We start from the raw sequence: 16,542 nt of genomic DNA on the forward strand, positions 1-16,542 counted from the left end.
CACCCGGTTTACTTCGCGGAGACACAAAGCAAAGGCTCTTGTGCCAAGCCGGTGGAAGATCAGCATTGTCTAGGTCAGAAAATGGAAATTCGTGATCGTGATGGCTACGCCGCTCAGACCGCGTAGCCCATTATGTTTTTACTCTGCAAACTTAAGGTGCAAAACACATACCTATCTATTGCGACTCGCCTGCTCACTCTCCAAATAACTGCGTATCCTTCTATAGCTTATTTCCATATTTTCGAATACTCAAGAGTAAGCTACTTTTCAGCTGGCTAAGTCATCAAAAGGGATCCACTCAACATAACAAGGTGTAGGCTTTGTCGATAGATTGGCTAGCTTGACAGACTGACAATATCGCTACTTGTTCCATTCTTTTTAAATTTTCAAACAGTGTTTTAATCCAATCCGTGAGACAAAATACGGCGCACAATCAGTTTTTCGGTACGTCCCGCCGCATAAGTCGGTTGTATGGCTGAGGTGGTCACGAAGCCTTGTTGATGTAATAACGTTTCAGCATCATCATCCTCTTCCGCTGGCATATCAATGACACTGGGGACATCCACAGATAAACCAGCAAATCCATCAAGTGCACCGCCCGCTGCTTCCTGAGCAATGGGACTGTTTGCCAAGTCATCATAAAACGATAGGACAAATGGTGCTGTATTTCCCACGACCGTAGCTGCAAACTCAATATCGTTAATATCCACATTTTTCAGTGAAGGAAAGTTCACATTTAATGCCATACCGATGGGTAATAAAGGTTCTTTTCCATAGTCTTGTACAGCTGCCAGTACCTTGTTTGTAAGAATAGCAATTTTTTCCACTTCCCCTTCACCATCGTCATGACTAGCGCTGACTGCAATGGCAGGAATCCCGCGCTGGGCAGCGGCAATGGCTGCACCTACCGTACCACTGTTTACCGTAAATACCCCCAGATTATTTCCCTTATTGGGCCCTGAAATAACAATGTCGGGCTTAGCACCAAAGAAGATCGGTGCAAGTATATCGATACCACGCAGCATAGCCATCACGGGCGTACCATTAACAAAAGTATAATGAGGATCGTCATCTCTTGATCCAATAGGAGGCATGATAGGTGTTCCCGTATCGTCAAAAACCGGTAAAATTGGGCGCAGCAAAGCAATACTGGAAGATTTGCCGCTTTGATTTTGAGCTGGAAGGCTGACAATGACATTATGTCCCTGCTCGGTAAGCAAGTCATATAATGCACTGGTATTTTCTGAGGTAAAGCCATCATCATTTACTAATAAAATATTCAACGGTTCCGGTAGTGTATGTCCAACAGAGTTTGAACCAGTGGACACAGTCATTACTACCATTACAATGGCAGTTAATTGAATGAGTTTATTCATTGTGATCATCTCTCTTTTATTGCCACTAAAGTTACATATAACAGACATTTAGTAGTAATCAGGCAAAAACTTCGTAAACAGGTGTTTTGGCAGAAAGACCAAGTCTAATGGTATAATCCTATCAAAAAAATATTGTTGACCAAAGTAAGCCCAGAGACTCCGTACAAGTAGATAGAAATACCTTGAACCCCCCATAGCCCCTTCACCATAAAGCGGTTTCATATAAGAAATATCTATACCGTTGGAAGCAACTTCCCAGCGCTTTATAGAGCTTGGCTATGGATTCCGGTTATGGATCTTGCCATAGTACAGTCAGTATGCACGCACAGTGTAATTGCTTTCAATACCAATGATCGATTTTACGTCAATATCCAGTACTGCTATTCGCCAGCTAATATAGTGTGCCCTGAAAAATCCTGAAATGAATTATGTATCAATTTTACAAACCAAAAACTTCGGATATCTTTACGATTTATATACTTCCCACGTTTTGGTTTTTCTCTCTTTAGTGACGTTTCTTACGCCATTCTTATAGTGATGTCCTTCAGAACAGGTATCATTGAAATGGTGAAAACCAAAGACCCGATACAAGAAGTAAAGCCCATGCAAAGCAATAAGTTAGAATCGTTTGTACGGATTTTCACTCCTCCAATACAGTGCTCAGCAACTCATAGGCACACACCAGGGCCACAGGAACATCCACAGCTTGCCCGTAGTGTGTGTCATGGTGGAACCGATACTGGCATAGTGGGTTGCATAGCGGTAACCGGAGTTGATCACTACCAGCTTGTTGAACTACTCCTTGATCGTGATCAACCGGCGCAACGTGTGGTTTGAGAAATGGCTCTTCCCGCAACACTGGCAGGAAATTCCCCTTCCGTGATGTATTCCTTATCGAACATTGGGTTACCAGAAACGAAAAGGCTGCATTGGACGGAGTTCAGAAATGAATTAGGCGATAAGCCTCTATATCTATGACAGAATACAGTTTTTTCTACAGATAACGTCATTAGCGGTCCGTAAATCGGAGACAAATATGAATGACATTACTCGCGCCAAGTATCTTCCCATTGCCCTGATTACTATAGGAATGATATTTATCTTTGCCATGTATCCGATGATGGCGTGGATATGGCCTGCGGGATGGGGTTTGACACCGCCGCAGCCTGAACACGAACAGATTATTGCAGTGTTCTTTGCGATTTTGGGTATATTCCTGATTCTTGCCGCAAGAAATCCCACTGCTAACATTGATCTGATCTGGCTTACCATTTGGTTGAATCTCGTATATGCGACCATTGTGTTGTTGACCGTGCTAGCTGATCGCGCCGAAATAGCCAATTTGATCGGTAATATTCCGGTGCAGTATTTCATTGCATGGGTTCTCTGGTATCTGCTACCCAGGAATAAAAATCACTCATTATTGGCTTACTAATACTTTTACTCTAGGGAGGGGTGGCATTAGATTGTTTTTATTTTTTGACTGTGGCCAAAACACCTTAAAAACGACTTCCACTCTGGAGAAAAATATGGACGACATCAGCCGTGTCAAAAACCTCATTATTGCTATGAGACTTATAGGGGTATTTTTCATCTTTGCCATTTACCCGCTTATGACATGGATATGGCCCTCGGGCTGGGGGTGGACACCGAGACAGCCTGAATATGAGCGGATCATTGCTGGTGCATTCGCAACCCTGGGTGTATTCCTAGTTATCGGCTCTAAATACCCTCTTAAATATATCAATCTAATCTGGTTCACAATTTGGTTGAACTTGGTATATGCAACCATAATGCTTTTGATGGTCGCAGTTGATCGAAGCGGGGAAGAAAACCTGTTCGGAAATATTCCCGTGCAGTATTTAATTGCCGGAATTCTCTGGTATTTTATACCCAAAAACATTCGGAGACTAAAGAAAATACTCTACGGTGTTAGATAAACCGATATACGATGTCTGGCTGCTGCAAAGAATCTGGAAATTTCATTTATTTGGGGCAGCAACCTTGAATCAATAAGTTGAATTATACATTAAACAAGCTCGCAATCAAAGGTATGAGATTGAAATTATCTTTAAGATGGCTATGTGCTCTGAATACCATAATATATTTTACATGAAATTCATGTCGATATATTATATTAAAAACGATAATCAATACCCTTACTGCAAAAAAGTACATCGCCAGAAGCACTGGCAGGAAATCTGCTGGAAGCCTACCTTCCAATTCTTTAGAAATGTTGAAGCGCTATAAAAAAATATAGGGCAATTATATATCAAATCCTGGCATGCATATCGGTTTGATCATATCTGCCTGTGATTGGAATGAAAGAAATTTTTGTCCTGATTTTTCGCGAAACAAAAATGAATTTGGATATTATGCGCGTAGTTAAATAAAATAAACAATATATAAAGTCAATGCAGTTTTCAAAAAAATTTTGCTTTTTCAAGGGATAAAATTATTGTTAGCAGCAAAGTACAATTCTCCATCGGCCCACTCAAGCGTTATCTTTCACTGTGAGTGACTCTGTGCATATTAACCGGTGTCGGCCCTGGAAAATGTCCTGGAAGCACTTTCCGATAGTACTGGTTGTGGACAAAATGAGAGCAGCGGAAGCCTTCCGGCCACCGCCAGAGATAAACTGCCTCGAAGCACTACTCTTCTGTACGATACTGCTTTAAAATGTCGATCAAACTGATGTCTTGTTGAAACTATATTTATTTACAGTTAAGCATAACTTAGCAAGAGTTACAATAAGGACATATTAAATATCAATTTCTTACGATAGTTATTAATTTTCGCAAATTCTTACTAATCTTGGGGGATTTGGAAGAAGAACATCCACGCTGCAACTCTCAAACATATTGGTGCAAGAATTAAACGCGGATGTTATGTAAAATGAAGATGTACTTTCGGGAACAAAAACACTAGTAACGCATCCAGTGAAAAATCGACAAAAATAGCTACTCCCACCATAAGTTACCATCTCCTCATAACGACAATCCCCTTGATATGTATCTGATACCCAAACGGCTTGTCCACTTACATTGTAAACAACCATGTTGCCATCATCTTGAACCCTAAGGTGAGCTCCCGGATTTCCCCACGATTGAGAGCTCCAGTGGATATTAATATCAGTATCCAATTCACTCCTCAACCCAAATGCACCCTGGCCAAACATTTCTGCAAATCCATTACCATCCTTTAGTTTCGGATGACCTGCAGTTCCAGTAGACCAAAGTTGCATCTTAACAATATCGTCGGAAAGTACGAGGTTTCCATCCCATTGCATTTCTAACTTGTATATACCATTCGGAGACCGTATGTATTCTCCTGACTGTAATCGTTCGAATGTGGTAAGCCTATCATCCGCCAGGATTTGCGGAGAAATCAAAGCCATCAGTAAAAATACTGATATGATACCAATTTTCTCTAATTTTTTTAACAGCATAGCTATAATCCATATTGCATTTAGTAGTAAGGAATATTTCTCAGGATGTAATTACCATAACTGGCACTTCGCTAAGATATCAGATCGCAGGACTAAGTAATGCTGAAACGTACAGAAATTATGTCGAAAGATACAAAATATTGGCACCAATTCTTTTAATAAATTTCTGTTAATTAAATGAATCCATCTCTTAATTTAAAACTCTCATTGAGATCATGAGGTTAATTTAGGGGGAAGGATCAAAGTAATAAAAATAATTGGGTATATCCAAAACCTTTTGCGATTTTTTAAAAACCCATCAGTTTAACATTTACAATGTCAAATCTAATTGGAATATTTTTACCAGAAACGTGAAGTATTTCTAAAGGGAGGGTTTACTTAATCCTTGCGTATCCACAAGCGGTAATCAGTTGCGAGCTTGTCTTCACCTGCTCATCTAACTGGTAGGATTGTATTATCAAAAAGCCATCTCAGATTTTTTGAAACTTTGGCAGCCACTGTATTGATCTTCATTCGAATCACATCCAATTCTAGCCGCTTTACCTTGCTTGGAATGTCCTTTGTCAGAATACACTCGTGCTGCTTGTGAAGTTTGCTCAGTCCTCAGTTGGCTTGATTCAGTGGACGTTGCTGCAGTATTCAGGTCTCGCCAGGATTGGACTCCCAGGTCCGCATAGCCACAATCAGATTCAGCATCCTGTAGACACGCTCGTCGGTCACCTCTACCTGGTGCACCAGGGCATCTATCCTGTTGTCCGCTATGGCCGACACCAGTATGCTTCCAATCTGGCGGACATTCCATTATGCGCCCCCCGCTTTGCAGTGATCCGCCTGCAGCTTTTCTGTAAGCCACATGCCAGTGTCCACGCTCCAGGAAACGTCCGGCTCAGTGTTGCCACCATCATTGACAGGGGTTCTGATGGTGCCGACCGAACAGCGCCAGGTGTGGCCAGCAAGCACCGGAAAGTTGGTGATAGCCTTATAGGTAATGGTTCCTTTATTGAGGACGTGATCATCGCAATACACATAATATTTCCAGCTGAACAACAGCCCGCTGATATTGCCACTTTTGTTCAGCCGGAAGACATAGGCATAGTCTCGTGTAGTTTTGAGATTATTTCTCGTAAATATTTATTAATAAGCGCCGCCTGGTCAGTGACAAGGAACCGACAGCCATACGGCCTCCTGTTGTTATTTGCTTGGTTTTGGCTAAGTTATTAGTCCTCACGCCAAGCACAACGCCCACCACTGCTACAACTATCACGCACGATACGATGACGTGTAGCGAATGAAGGAACACTGAAGAGGTCATTCTCGGCCACCACCGACAAACGTGAGTTCGGGAAGAAATCGGCAGTCACGGTGGCGCTAGTTTCAGTATAAGTACCGATTAAGGTACCATCAAGATACACTAAAAACTCATCGGCACCCGGTGCGCTAAAAGTGATGAGTGCACGGCTGCTAATGGCATCGGCAGAACCACTACTACTAAAGGTAACGTGCGGTGCGGTTTGGAAACCGCTGATGATAATATCATTACGATTTGGGCCACGGTGATTGCGCAGCATTTGAATCCGTAGATTCAAACCGGTAATGACATTACCTAAGAAGTTACCCAAAAAACCATCGATATCGAAACCCGAGCGAATTTCTACACGATCCATCACATCGTTAATGGCCGGTACCATGAACAACTCCATTAAACCAGGTAAATTTTGGCCGATGGCCAAGGCTTGGAGATCTGCCACTTCGTTGGCAATGACATCGCGTACTAAATCTTCTTCAGAAACGAATATCGATAAAATATTGCCAATAATTCCACCGATACCTGAACAATCGGCATCCACATCAGGCTCTGGGTAATCCACCGTCAAACTCGAAAGACTGCCATCCACAATGGAACCAAAGCTATATTCACCCACTACTTTAATCTGGCGTACATCTACACTGACATTAACCGAACCGCAAATAATCGGCACTGGGCCGTCGACCTTTAACTCGGTACTGATATTAATACCCTCCACCGTCAAGGTCGCACTGCCGTCACTTAAGCCTGTCACTGTGGCTGTGAAATCGGAAGCATCAACGTGTACAAAATCTACCCACTCAACACCGTTAATGCTCAGCAATGCGTTACGCAATTCCTGTGCAACATCCTGCTCTAACTGGGCAAACTTAGCAAATGCGATATCGCCAGCAATGCCAGTGTTTTCACCGTTCAGTATTGAATCGGTATTGCCACTGCCCGTAGGTACACGAATAGAAAAACGCGTTTCCGCAGAAACCTGAAGCGCTAACAATGCCAATACCGCAATTAGTAATAATTGCTTAATCATAAGGTCCCTTCCTTAGTGTTTGACTGCATAATGAATTGAGGGTATAGGAAATTTAAATCACCTATTACGCTTGCTCCTAAGTATTCTACTAGAATCTCCTGAATTGGCGATATGCCTCCAGACGAATGCCAGCGCAACACCTTCTACAGGCCTGATGAGCGAGCCCACAAAAGACAATTGCCAGGGACACGATGACCCGATGCAATCGCTCTGAAGTGCAGTTTCATCCTCGCCACACTCCTTAAACACTGACGCATTGCTGCACAGCTTCAGCAGGAAAGCTTGAACATAATCTCGTCCTGTGATACGCCCCTCTAAAAATAAATTAATTTGAGTAGCGATGATCAGCAAATGAAAGCACCTGCTCTGGGCCTCTTGACTGGTGCCCAGACCACTGTTATCAGCCTTAGCGTGGCAGCGAAAACAAAGGTGAACAGCCGGAGCATCGTGTGGCTTGATCTCCCTGCCCTTGCCGTAGCTGTGGCTGTGGTTGCGCTGGCCCTGGTTGGTCCTCCCCCCTTGAAGTGGTCCACCCATATAATTAGGAGACGGAGGACTAAACATGGGAATCAAACATCATAAGCCGAAAGAAATTGTCACGAAGTTGCGCCAGATTGAGGTGCTCTGCGGTCAGGGAATGTCGCGTTTGGATGCGATACGCCAGATGCAAATAACTGAACAGACGTTCTATCGCTGGCGTAAGCAGTATGGTGGGATGGGAAGCGACCAACTGAAGGAACTCAAGCGACTACAAAAAGAGAATGAGCGGTTGCGCCGAGCAGTATCGGATCTCACGCTGGACAAGTTGGTTTTGTCAGAGGCTGCCAAGGGAAACTTCTGAGCCCTTCACGTCGCCGTGCTTGTATTGACCACCTATGAAGTTGATTTCACATTTCTGAGCGTCGGGCGTACCGTGTTTTGGGGCAGCATCGATCCACACAAAGGCGCCTGCCTGTTGGTCGTTCCGACGAAAACCGTTTGGTTGCTGACATGGTCGAACTTGCGCGACAGTATGGTCGATACGGCTATCGCCGGATTGCAGTTTTACTGAGAGATGCGGGCTGGCAAGTGAACAACAAGCGCGTGGAACGACTGTGGCGGCGTGAGGGGCTGAAGGTTCCAATGAAACAACCAAAGAGGGGACGGCTCTGGCTAAATGACGGGTCGTGTGTTCGACTGCGTCCGGAGTATCCGAACCATGTCTGGTCGTATGACTTTGTTCACCATCGGACTAGCGATGGGAAAGCATTCCGAATGCTGAACATCTTGGACGAGTACTCCCAAGAATGCCTGGCAATCCGGGTGAAACGAAAGCTGAACTCCGATAGCGTGGGGAGGGCGGGCTAGAAACTCGTCTTTACCCGATTATGCGCTTCGCTTGCTCATTAGACTGGCTCCTTCGACGCTCTTCGTTTTCTACCGCAGCATTATCAAGATTTAGATCTAAGGTCCTGAAATGCCCCATTGCTACTGTTGTAGCAACTATTGCAGTAGCAGGAATCCATGCCGCTTTCTTATCGAATAAACCGATTAACTTCAAAGGCCAGCTTTCATCGGAAAAAATTTGTATGCCTACTACTGCATAAACTACTTGATAGACTATGGCTGCAAGTGCAGACAAAAATATTGAAACCACAAAGAATCTACCAATCCAATGGCCAAACCAGATGAGGATAGTCTGAAGTATGTTTAGATTTCTGATCGTTGAGTAAATAAAGTCCATTTTTAAAAACAGTCCTTTGGGTTAACTTCATGGAATAACGCCCGCAGCACCGGACGGCTTTAAGTTGATGTAGCGAAGCGGAGGCAGCTTAAAACCGGTCCGCGTGATTGCGTTTGTTAAGGCTTTTTACGCACAAAACCAAATCTAACCTTGAATATAGGAAACACCTGGAACACCGAAGAAAACGAGAAATAACACTGCATTTAAAACAGATTGCTCTGAGCGTTTCGAGAGTAACGGACCATGCAGTAGCTGAGTTAAAAGATACCACATTGATGCAGAAAATAACCCAAGACCAATTAAGCTACCGAAAAATTGACGAACCCTACCAGTAAACATACAAGCAAATGAAATGCTTAAACAAGCACCAGCAAAGACATAGACGCGGATTGCCATATCGGTTGGCGGTGCAGAGATAATCATTACAAGACCAAACATTCCTGATACAAAGCCAAACAGTATGCGAGTGAATGGGCTCAGCCCCTTATTGATGATTTCCTCACCGGCTCGATACATAATCTATAGCCTTAACATTTAAATACTGATCACCATGACCAGCATTATCCTGATTACTGTCCAGGAATCAATTCTGCGCCGTTTACCCATAATCAGTATTAAAAACGGTTAGTTACATAGATTTGGCACAATCGTACAAAATATGAACACTCTCTTCAAAGTAAAAAAACCGGCTCAGGTGCCGGTTTGTTCATTTAAGTATCAAATGTTGCAGCAAGCACAACATATCCTTATTTGCTGTGTGTTGGGCTACAATGCCGCCTCATACTCATTTATATAGTGCTCGATATTGTGTGCTGTGCCTGTTTCAGTAAGAGCGCCAGTATGACGATTTACTATATATGGAGCATTGCCACAAAGCATATCTCGGAAATCACCTGACTCCAGGTAATCCTTACTTTGATAAAAAAACACCCAGCCCCAATCTTTCTCGATAGTTTCGTCTTCTAGCACGATACACTCTATTGGGTCGTATTGGTTTTGTAGCCGGGAAATCTCAGATTCGACGAGCTTTTGTGCTTCTTCTCTATTCATGGTTGTGACACATAACGCCTGCAGCAGCGGCAGACAAAAATGGCGGTTGTTTTTCCGGGTCTTTGGCGAAACAAGTGACAGTTTTGGCTGTCCGTTGCCTGCACTTGTTATGAGTTTTCTACTTTGGGTAACTCAACACTGCTAATTATTTTATAAGGTAACAATTGTATTAATCGAGAAAATGCCTTTCCTTTGTTTTGGAAGACTAAAAGAATCTGATTATCTCCAACTATGTCACGAGAAATAAGCCTATCATATGCTTCTAAAATAAGCTGATAGTTTTCTCCTTCGGGGGTACTCATGAAAAGAGATGAATCATCTTCTTTTGTTAGTTTCTTATCTTTATTCGTGTCCTTAGAAACAACATTATAAAAGATCGCTTTGGTTGGCTCTACATTGTTAAATTGATCAGGAAACAACGTTATATTAAGAATTAAACGGTTCGTATCCTTAAATAACCAAAACGATTTATTCTCTTTTTTATCTAGGAAAAGAATGTTCTTAGATAAGTTACCGTAATATCTTTTGTCATAAGAAGGCTTAGAAAAATTTGCCACAGACAGCATTTTTACTTCTTTATTCTCGGAAACAAGTGGTAATAGCATAAAGTCATTACCTGTCACATGTATTGGGCTGCCGATTACCCACTTATCTTTATCTTCTGGGTCAGACGCTAAGTTCTCGACTACTACAGGTTGAGGACGATTGCTTGATCTAATGAAATCCTTGGCAATGTTATACACAACAAATAGAGCTATTAATGTAGCACCACCCAAAATGATTAGCCCGTTAATTCTCCATACGAGCTTAAAGAACTTGTTATCTTCCATTTCTCTCTATTCCTTACTCATAACATTTATATAGTGGTCGCTGTGACCACTATTATCCTGAATACTGTCTCGGAGGCAATTCTGCAGCGGTTCTCCTAGGTTGGTAATCGTCAAATCAGGCTATTGATCAAATTTTATACAATTCAGAAAGGCGGCTAGTAGCTCCAGACAGTAGGCCGGGTACGCTCACCCGGTAGGGACTCAAGATCATCCAGATGCAAAAACCGACCCTTGTGGGCGCCCTTCTGCTTTACACCAATGCCAGTGAATCCTTCCTCCAGCGCGATACCCAGCAGCTCATAGGCGTACCCTAGGGCTACAGATACATCCACAGCCTGCCCGGTAGTGTGTGTCATGGTGAAGCCGATACTGGCGCAGTGGTCCCGGCAGCGATAACCGGAGGTGATCACCATCGGCTTGTTGAACCGCTCCCTGACCTTGATCAACCGGCGCAACGTGTCATTCGAGAAATGGAGTTTCCCGCAACAACGGCAGGACAGCTCCGCTTTCGAGAAGTAGGCGTTCTTGAACATGGGATTACCAGATATGAAAAAGCCCGCACTGGGCGGGCTTGGGAATGGTATGTTCCGTTAGGATTTATTTAATAAATAGTATTGCAAAATCCCATGCACTGCTTCTCAAAGTACATTCTTCCACGTAATACAATTGTACTGTTTGACCTGAAGCCTTAGAGGCAAGGGCACCGCTTACAACAGAATTGTATGCAGGATGATCTGAAGTTATTGCAACTCTACGGAAACCATTCGAATTATCGCATGAAACAGGCAGTGCATCCATGTGTATAAGTGCAATAGCATTACCAGTAGTACTGTAACTAGATGGATCATCCCCCATAAACTGAATGCTATTAATCGTTCCCGACACAGTTTTCATATCTGCTGCGTGAACATTTATAGCAAGCATAAAAAGAACAGAAACTATATATTTCATCAATCCATCCTTAAGAAAATATCACGAAAAATTTCATATACTCACCAATACCATACTTCTTCTTCATATCTCTTTACTTTTAATCTAACTATCTTTGCATATGCGTCCAGACTCTGCGCAAGGCCTTCACGCACTACTCTTTAACACATCGCAGTATACGGCGGCCTTGGAGAAAATCAACGCCTCTCCCCCAATTACATTACGAATAGTCCATGCCCAAATTATAGCCATAGAAAAGCCCCGCCGGATTAACCAGACGGGGCATTCAAAGGGGGGTATGGTCCCGCTGCACATACTTCGCGACAGCTTAGCTTAGATTAATCAGTACACACATGCGCTGCCAATACATACAGTCCGTATTTGAAATCTAAGCTGATCAACCATATCTATTGGAAATTTTACTATATTGTTCTTGTACAGTACGCTTCCATCCGTGTCTTGAGTAAGCCTTCTTACTTATTATTTCTACATGTGGAAATAAATGTTCATTCATGATTCGCGCCACAACTTGAAGCTCTTCGGTTTTTCCGTCAATCCCTCCCATTGCACCCCATGCACCCGATTGGTTCGTTATTACCCAATGACTTGCACCAAAAGGTGAAGTTTCCCAATGTATCTCTCCTGCAAGAGTAGCACGTACACTTAAGGCTCCATGTCCAATTTTTTGTTCACCGTAATGACGATCAAAGCCAAATGCTATTTCGCATGGAAGTGGACCCAGATTTTGCGCTTGTTCGTCTTTAATATATACCCAGAGCAGTGGTTTGTTCCCTGCTTTTAAGAAATTGAATAAATCATTATGGAGATGCTGTACAGTTACCGCTGTACTAGCCGCTACCGCCCCTGCATTATTAATTTTATACCTCGCTATTAAGTTTTTATCTCTACGTTGATGTTCAATTTCCTTTATGCCTCTTGCAGAATCAGTATTGTGCGGCATGTTTTGCTCCTCTAAACATTAAACCACTTCGCATGCGCCCTTGATAAAGCCACAATTCAAATCTTACTGGCGTTAGCCCATGTGCAGTATACGGCGGCTTCTGCATAGATCAACACACCACCCATTCACATCGAGGAACATTTACTTGAGCTGCAGACATAAAAAACCCGTCAGTAAGCGGGTTCTTAGCCTGCAATGCGCAAAAAGGGCGTGCTAGAATTTTTATACCCTCTCAGGAAAAAGTTGTCAACACCCTGATAAGAAACGCTCCTGATAATCTTCAACGAGTTTAGCCACTGGGCCTAATGCCCTTGAAGGCGGTGAATCCAGCGGCGTTGAAATCGCTTCCAGATCCTCACCCATTCCCGGTTCCACTTTGTCTTATTGCAGCCCAGGATTTCGCGAGCATGATTTAGATTGACGGGCCTTCTGTTCACATCTCGAAGCGCACACGCGGTAATACAAAACAATGTCAACTGGCTGACCCGAGTTCTATCGTGCGGTTCGCCCCATTGGTCAAACTCGGTCACCAAGCATAGTAGTCACAGAGATACTGTCTCCTATGCTACTCTTTTGTCGAAACCTCAAGTACATCTAGTTAAGGAGCGTGCAATGAATCATTTGCCAGAAGAAGAGTTAACTATGATACCTGGCGGGAGTTTAATCACTGCTACCCCGGAAGAAGGAAGATCCTTAGCGATGATGATCGCTCGCCATACGATCCATAACATCCAGCCAGACCTTGATAAGCTTGTGGCTGGTCGTGAGACATATGCAACTGACCCAGACAGCCTAATAGCTGCAAGCCAGGTTGTAGCAATTGAATTTCAAACCATTGCAGCAGCTAACAACTACTGGAAGTGATAACGCAGCTTGCCCTCTACTGCAACGTTTCTTCATTTAATAGAGAAGCTTCCCTCCCAAACCAGAAAATAGCTAGAATAAAAAGCCCAGCCGGCTTAACCAGACGGGGCTTTCAAAGGGGGGTATGGTCCCGTTGCGCATACTTCGCGACAGCTTAGCTGAATATAGCACCCGAACGCTAATTTCACTGGCTTACCAGAATCGAAAAAGCCCGCACTGAGCGGGCTTAAGATTAATTTTGGTGGTAAAAATACGCGCTCAAAGCCGCTAAAATATCAGCCTACAAAAATCCGCTGACACAGAATTTTAAATACCCTCTGAAGCTTATCTGAATGGCGCTATTCTAGCGATATTCAAAAATCATCACAGAATGGTAGATAAGGTTTAGCGATGCAAGGGTCGGCATCAGATGCAGGTTCAGCGGTTTGGAAGTAAAACTCCTCAACATCTTCATACACACCATCACTTAGGACCACTTTAAAATACGTAACCCCACCCGCAAAGGAACGAGAAAAAATGTCAACATTGCTTGCACCAAGATTCCAATCAACAGCCGTGCTCCCACGCCAATACCATTTAATGGTATGGTTTGCGTTCAGGACTCTCGCCTTTGAATACTGGTCGATATAAGGATTCGCAGCTAATTGTACAAGAGTACTTCCAATCGTACCATCGTCACGATAGGTGGGTATTTTGGTGATATCAATATTTAGTGCCGGCGGGGACTGAACATTAATATTTTTACATATCGTTTCATAAATAATGTTTCCTGATAAAAGTGAATCTTTAAATGAATAATCTATTTGAACATAATTTGATCCACGATTTGGGAAGTAAATATTTCTCTTCGCTACCTGCTTAAAATCTTGGTAACTGTACTCATCTGATCCTGCATCGCCATCCAAACTAGAAAAATATGCAGTTCTTCCGTCTAATAATCCTCCCGCGCCGTTTAATAGCTTGCCTTCATGTCTATAGGTTTCGGTAGATCCAACTAAGACATACCTATCACCTTTTACATTGGATGAGTCACCACCAAATCCAAGAACGCTACAATGGTCGTACAAATACGGAGTGGCTGCAAAGCTATTGGAGGAAGCCACCAACAAAACAAACAATCCAGAAAATAATTTATTCATGAATAAATACACCCTTATTAAAAACTTGAAAATAGTATAAATATTTTCTAATTTATATTTCTTAAAGTTAACAATAAATTTTTATCTATGAAATATAAATTACAGTTTCACCTCCTTTTCTTATCTTTTCTGCAATCCAAAATACAAACGTAACATACCCAATACAACATCAGAAGAAAAATTTTTTATAGTCAATACTTGAAATTAATTGAATAATACCAAGTGGCATTCTAGTGATTTCCATAATTACGATACCTCTGCACTTGCTTTCCATCCCTGCACAATCCAGTACAACTAAATCAATTCAGTACATACGTTCGAATTGAACCCATATCTAACTACCTATCAACACAAGATCAAATCACCTTTCTAGCTTTACCAGTTCAACGTCACTCCACGGGAATAAGTACTTAACTTAGTGATGCAATTGGCCAAACAGTGGTAGCCGATGTTAAATCAATTTTGACTCAACGGCCTTACTGGAAGCCCCATCAGCTCAAAATCATCAGGGTGTACCACTACATGCTTTAACTGGAAATCGTTATAGAGAATCCACCTATTCCAGCGCTTGGCTATTGCAAAGCATCTGAGGATTTCATCCATAGGGGCACTTTGGAGCAAACGGTCGAATTTTGGACATAAAAAAGCCCCGCCGGATAACCAGATGGGACTTTCAAAGGGGGGGTATGGTCCCGCTGCGCATACTTCGCGACAGCTTAGCTCAGATTAGTGTGTAGACGTGTACACTGTCAACAGCTAAAACTGTATTTAAATACAGTTATGCGGCATTCTCTGCCAAATAAAGGGCCTCCACCGCTCCCTCAATGACTTTGCACATATTAATCACCCAGCTTTTGCTTTGGCCAACCTTCCTGCACACATTCTGCATTTCCCACCGATAGTAATACCGCAACCAAAAAACCTTCCTCTCCAGCGCGGCCTTCTCCTTGTCCTGGCGTCTGGCAATCACATTCAGGTAAGCTAGTACTGCAGTATCTGTAAGGGCTGCCCTGTCGTAATCTATCGGGTCCGGGCTCTCCCTGCGCCCTGATAGCATCCTTCGGCCAAATGCTGCCATACGGAGCCAGTTCACCGAATCCCCTGCCTGTTCAGGGTAGGCCCTGGACCACTCCCACAAGCGCTCGCGAATGCTGATTTCATTGACCATCTTTTCCCCAGGTGAAAAATTCACTCCTCCGTCTCCGCAAACGCAGCGTACTTTGCCCTGGCCGGTGAAGCCGCAGCAAAGAACAGGAGATAAAGAATTTCCACCGCGCCCCTGGCGCATTCAGTCAGCTGTACCCCCACTGCTTGGGCCGCAGGTACTGGGCCCCTTTTTAGGGATTAATCATGGACGTTTCAACATTACAACTCAATAAAAAAGCCACCGCGATAATAGGTGAAGTGCAGCGGTTTATATCTGAATTTCAACTCCGTAAAAATACCCTCCCTTCAAGAGTGGCTTTATATCCTGGCAAATATGCCGACCTTGAGAAAGCGGTAGTTTCTGAGCTTATAAAGAAAAATGCAGGCAGCGCCTCAAAGAAAGAAGTGCGGGCGCCAAAAGAGATAACAATCCAAGGTGTACAAATACACCCCCACTCTTAACTATTAATAAAATCCGGAGAACCTAATGAAAAGATACGCACTTTTTTGCGGCGCATATAACTTACAGATGGGCGGAATAAAAAATTTTCAGAAGTCATTCGAAACCGAGGAGGCAGCAAAGGAAAAGACAGAGCAAATAGCCAAAGACCCCTTTGTAGATTGGGTGCAAATCTTTGATAAAAAGACCGACGCTGCAACTATTTACAAAGTCATCGATGGCAAGTTGGTGGAATGTAAGGCCGACAACGAATAAAAGCGGGTGGCCTCGATGAACAAA

The 16,542-nt window shown here is 43.2% G+C and carries 19 protein-coding genes and 1 pseudogene; 6 read left to right on the forward strand and 14 right to left on the reverse strand.

The genetic code is table 11. The features are described 5' to 3' along the window. Positions 1-398: 398 nt before the first annotated feature. Positions 399-1,376, reverse strand: coding sequence for a 5'/3'-nucleotidase SurE (locus M8T91_RS13810; RefSeq protein ID WP_301414744.1), 978 nt, complete (start codon positions 1,374-1,376; stop codon positions 399-401). A 1,036-nt stretch (positions 1,377-2,412) separates the two neighbouring features. On the opposite strand from M8T91_RS13810, the gene M8T91_RS13815 reads away from it, so the two are divergent. Together M8T91_RS13815 and M8T91_RS13820 are read left to right on the forward strand one after the other, a co-directional pair. Continuing rightward, complete coding sequence (locus tag M8T91_RS13815) at positions 2,413-2,811, forward strand: DUF6632 domain-containing protein (RefSeq protein WP_301414745.1); 399 nt, start codon at positions 2,413-2,415, stop codon at positions 2,809-2,811. A 94-nt stretch (positions 2,812-2,905) separates the two neighbouring features. After that, positions 2,906-3,316 carry a DUF6632 domain-containing protein gene (locus M8T91_RS13820; RefSeq protein ID WP_301414746.1) on the forward strand — a complete coding sequence of 137 codons (411 nt, stop codon included), beginning with the start codon at positions 2,906-2,908 and terminating at the stop codon, positions 3,314-3,316. A gap of 848 nt (positions 3,317-4,164) precedes the next feature. On the opposite strand, the gene M8T91_RS13825 is transcribed toward M8T91_RS13820, so the two are convergent. The 4 genes from M8T91_RS13825 to M8T91_RS13840 all read right to left on the reverse strand — a co-directional run bounded on the left by M8T91_RS13825 (position 4,165) and on the right by M8T91_RS13840 (position 7,160). Beyond that, on the reverse strand, positions 4,165-4,824 hold the full coding sequence (locus M8T91_RS13825) for a hypothetical protein (protein WP_301414747.1): 660 nt from the start codon (positions 4,822-4,824) through the stop codon (positions 4,165-4,167). Positions 4,825-5,463: 639 nt separating this feature from the next. Then, complete coding sequence (locus M8T91_RS13830) at positions 5,464-5,595, reverse strand: hypothetical protein (RefSeq protein ID WP_301414748.1); 132 nt, start codon at positions 5,593-5,595, stop codon at positions 5,464-5,466. Positions 5,596-5,625: 30 nt separating this feature from the next. Then, the gene (locus M8T91_RS13835) at positions 5,626-5,850 is read right to left on the reverse strand and encodes a hypothetical protein (protein WP_301414749.1); all 225 of its coding nucleotides are present in this window, start codon (positions 5,848-5,850) and stop codon (positions 5,626-5,628) included. 191 nt (positions 5,851-6,041) lie between these two features. Continuing rightward, positions 6,042-7,160, reverse strand: a complete 1,119-nt coding sequence (locus tag M8T91_RS13840) for a hypothetical protein (RefSeq protein ID WP_301414750.1) — start codon at positions 7,158-7,160, stop codon at positions 6,042-6,044. 562 nt (positions 7,161-7,722) lie between these two features. Here M8T91_RS13840 and M8T91_RS13845 point away from each other — a divergent pair. Further along, positions 7,723-8,492: pseudogene (locus tag M8T91_RS13845) on the forward strand (IS3 family transposase); the annotation flags it as partial. Between the two features lie 25 nt (positions 8,493-8,517). Here the strand turns inward: M8T91_RS13845 and M8T91_RS13850 are convergent. The 7 genes from M8T91_RS13850 to M8T91_RS13880 all read right to left on the reverse strand — a co-directional run bounded on the left by M8T91_RS13850 (position 8,518) and on the right by M8T91_RS13880 (position 12,654). Next, positions 8,518-8,883 carry a hypothetical protein gene (locus M8T91_RS13850; protein WP_301414751.1) on the reverse strand — a complete coding sequence of 122 codons (366 nt, stop codon included), beginning with the start codon at positions 8,881-8,883 and terminating at the stop codon, positions 8,518-8,520. A gap of 144 nt (positions 8,884-9,027) precedes the next feature. Further along, complete coding sequence (locus M8T91_RS13855; protein WP_301414752.1) at positions 9,028-9,399, reverse strand: hypothetical protein; 372 nt, start codon at positions 9,397-9,399, stop codon at positions 9,028-9,030. A 249-nt stretch (positions 9,400-9,648) separates the two neighbouring features. Continuing rightward, positions 9,649-9,933 carry a YrhB domain-containing protein gene (locus M8T91_RS13860; RefSeq protein ID WP_301414753.1) on the reverse strand — a complete coding sequence of 95 codons (285 nt, stop codon included), beginning with the start codon at positions 9,931-9,933 and terminating at the stop codon, positions 9,649-9,651. Between the two features lie 107 nt (positions 9,934-10,040). Then, entirely contained in the window at positions 10,041-10,763 is a 723-nt protein-coding gene (locus tag M8T91_RS13865; RefSeq protein ID WP_301414754.1) for a hypothetical protein, read from the reverse strand. Between the two features lie 155 nt (positions 10,764-10,918). After that, positions 10,919-11,296, reverse strand: a complete 378-nt coding sequence (locus M8T91_RS13870) for a D-Ala-D-Ala carboxypeptidase family metallohydrolase (protein ID WP_301414755.1) — start codon at positions 11,294-11,296, stop codon at positions 10,919-10,921. Positions 11,297-11,360: 64 nt separating this feature from the next. Then, positions 11,361-11,714, reverse strand: coding sequence for a hypothetical protein (locus M8T91_RS13875; protein WP_301414756.1), 354 nt, complete (start codon positions 11,712-11,714; stop codon positions 11,361-11,363). Between the two features lie 376 nt (positions 11,715-12,090). Beyond that, entirely contained in the window at positions 12,091-12,654 is a 564-nt protein-coding gene (locus M8T91_RS13880) for a hypothetical protein (protein WP_301414757.1), read from the reverse strand. 612 nt (positions 12,655-13,266) lie between these two features. Here M8T91_RS13880 and M8T91_RS13885 point away from each other — a divergent pair. Then, positions 13,267-13,518 (forward strand): hexameric tyrosine-coordinated heme protein, encoded by a 252-nt coding sequence (locus M8T91_RS13885; protein ID WP_301414758.1) that lies wholly within the window; start codon positions 13,267-13,269, stop codon positions 13,516-13,518. A gap of 353 nt (positions 13,519-13,871) precedes the next feature. Here the strand turns inward: M8T91_RS13885 and M8T91_RS13890 are convergent, their stop codons facing one another. Further along, on the reverse strand, positions 13,872-14,657 hold the full coding sequence (locus M8T91_RS13890; protein WP_301414759.1) for a hypothetical protein: 786 nt from the start codon (positions 14,655-14,657) through the stop codon (positions 13,872-13,874). Between the two features lie 778 nt (positions 14,658-15,435). Continuing rightward, the gene (locus M8T91_RS13895) at positions 15,436-15,849 is read right to left on the reverse strand and encodes a hypothetical protein (protein WP_301414760.1); all 414 of its coding nucleotides are present in this window, start codon (positions 15,847-15,849) and stop codon (positions 15,436-15,438) included. A gap of 158 nt (positions 15,850-16,007) precedes the next feature. Here M8T91_RS13895 and M8T91_RS13900 point away from each other — a divergent pair, with 158 nt between their 5' ends. Beyond that, a complete protein-coding gene (locus M8T91_RS13900) occupies positions 16,008-16,265 on the forward strand; it encodes a hypothetical protein (RefSeq protein WP_301414761.1) in 258 nt (85 codons plus the stop codon). Positions 16,266-16,290: 25 nt separating this feature from the next. Continuing rightward, positions 16,291-16,518, forward strand: coding sequence for a hypothetical protein (locus M8T91_RS13905; protein WP_301414762.1), 228 nt, complete (start codon positions 16,291-16,293; stop codon positions 16,516-16,518). Positions 16,519-16,542: the final 24 nt, after the last annotated feature.

The organism is Microbulbifer sp. MI-G (assembly GCF_030440425.1).
In the GTDB taxonomy this organism is placed as follows: domain Bacteria; phylum Pseudomonadota; class Gammaproteobacteria; order Pseudomonadales; family Cellvibrionaceae; genus Microbulbifer; species Microbulbifer spongiae.

Bases quoted from the DNA above. Each gene is read 5' to 3' on its own strand.
- M8T91_RS13810 (WP_301414744.1), bottom strand. From the start codon at position 1,376: ATGAATAAACTCATTCAATTAACTGCCATTGTAATGGTAGTAATGACT.
- M8T91_RS13890 (WP_301414759.1), bottom strand. From the start codon at position 14,657: ATGAATAAATTATTTTCTGGATTGTTTGTTTTGTTGGTGGCTTCCTCC.
- M8T91_RS13840 (WP_301414750.1), bottom strand. From the start codon at position 7,160: ATGATTAAGCAATTATTACTAATTGCGGTATTGGCATTGTTAGCGCTT.
- M8T91_RS13900 (WP_301414761.1), top strand. From the start codon at position 16,008: ATGGACGTTTCAACATTACAACTCAATAAAAAAGCCACCGCGATAATA.
- M8T91_RS13870 (WP_301414755.1), bottom strand. From the start codon at position 11,296: ATGTTCAAGAACGCCTACTTCTCGAAAGCGGAGCTGTCCTGCCGTTGT.
- M8T91_RS13865 (WP_301414754.1), bottom strand. From the start codon at position 10,763: ATGGAAGATAACAAGTTCTTTAAGCTCGTATGGAGAATTAACGGGCTA.
- M8T91_RS13855 (WP_301414752.1), bottom strand. From the start codon at position 9,399: ATGTATCGAGCCGGTGAGGAAATCATCAATAAGGGGCTGAGCCCATTC.
- M8T91_RS13880 (WP_301414757.1), bottom strand. From the start codon at position 12,654: ATGCCGCACAATACTGATTCTGCAAGAGGCATAAAGGAAATTGAACAT.
- M8T91_RS13815 (WP_301414745.1), top strand. From the start codon at position 2,413: ATGAATGACATTACTCGCGCCAAGTATCTTCCCATTGCCCTGATTACT.
- M8T91_RS13885 (WP_301414758.1), top strand. From the start codon at position 13,267: ATGAATCATTTGCCAGAAGAAGAGTTAACTATGATACCTGGCGGGAGT.
- M8T91_RS13850 (WP_301414751.1), bottom strand. From the start codon at position 8,883: ATGGACTTTATTTACTCAACGATCAGAAATCTAAACATACTTCAGACT.
- M8T91_RS13860 (WP_301414753.1), bottom strand. From the start codon at position 9,933: ATGAATAGAGAAGAAGCACAAAAGCTCGTCGAATCTGAGATTTCCCGG.
- M8T91_RS13905 (WP_301414762.1), top strand. From the start codon at position 16,291: ATGAAAAGATACGCACTTTTTTGCGGCGCATATAACTTACAGATGGGC.
- M8T91_RS13875 (WP_301414756.1), bottom strand. From the start codon at position 11,714: ATGAAATATATAGTTTCTGTTCTTTTTATGCTTGCTATAAATGTTCAC.
- M8T91_RS13820 (WP_301414746.1), top strand. From the start codon at position 2,906: ATGGACGACATCAGCCGTGTCAAAAACCTCATTATTGCTATGAGACTT.
- M8T91_RS13825 (WP_301414747.1), bottom strand. From the start codon at position 4,824: ATGCTGTTAAAAAAATTAGAGAAAATTGGTATCATATCAGTATTTTTA.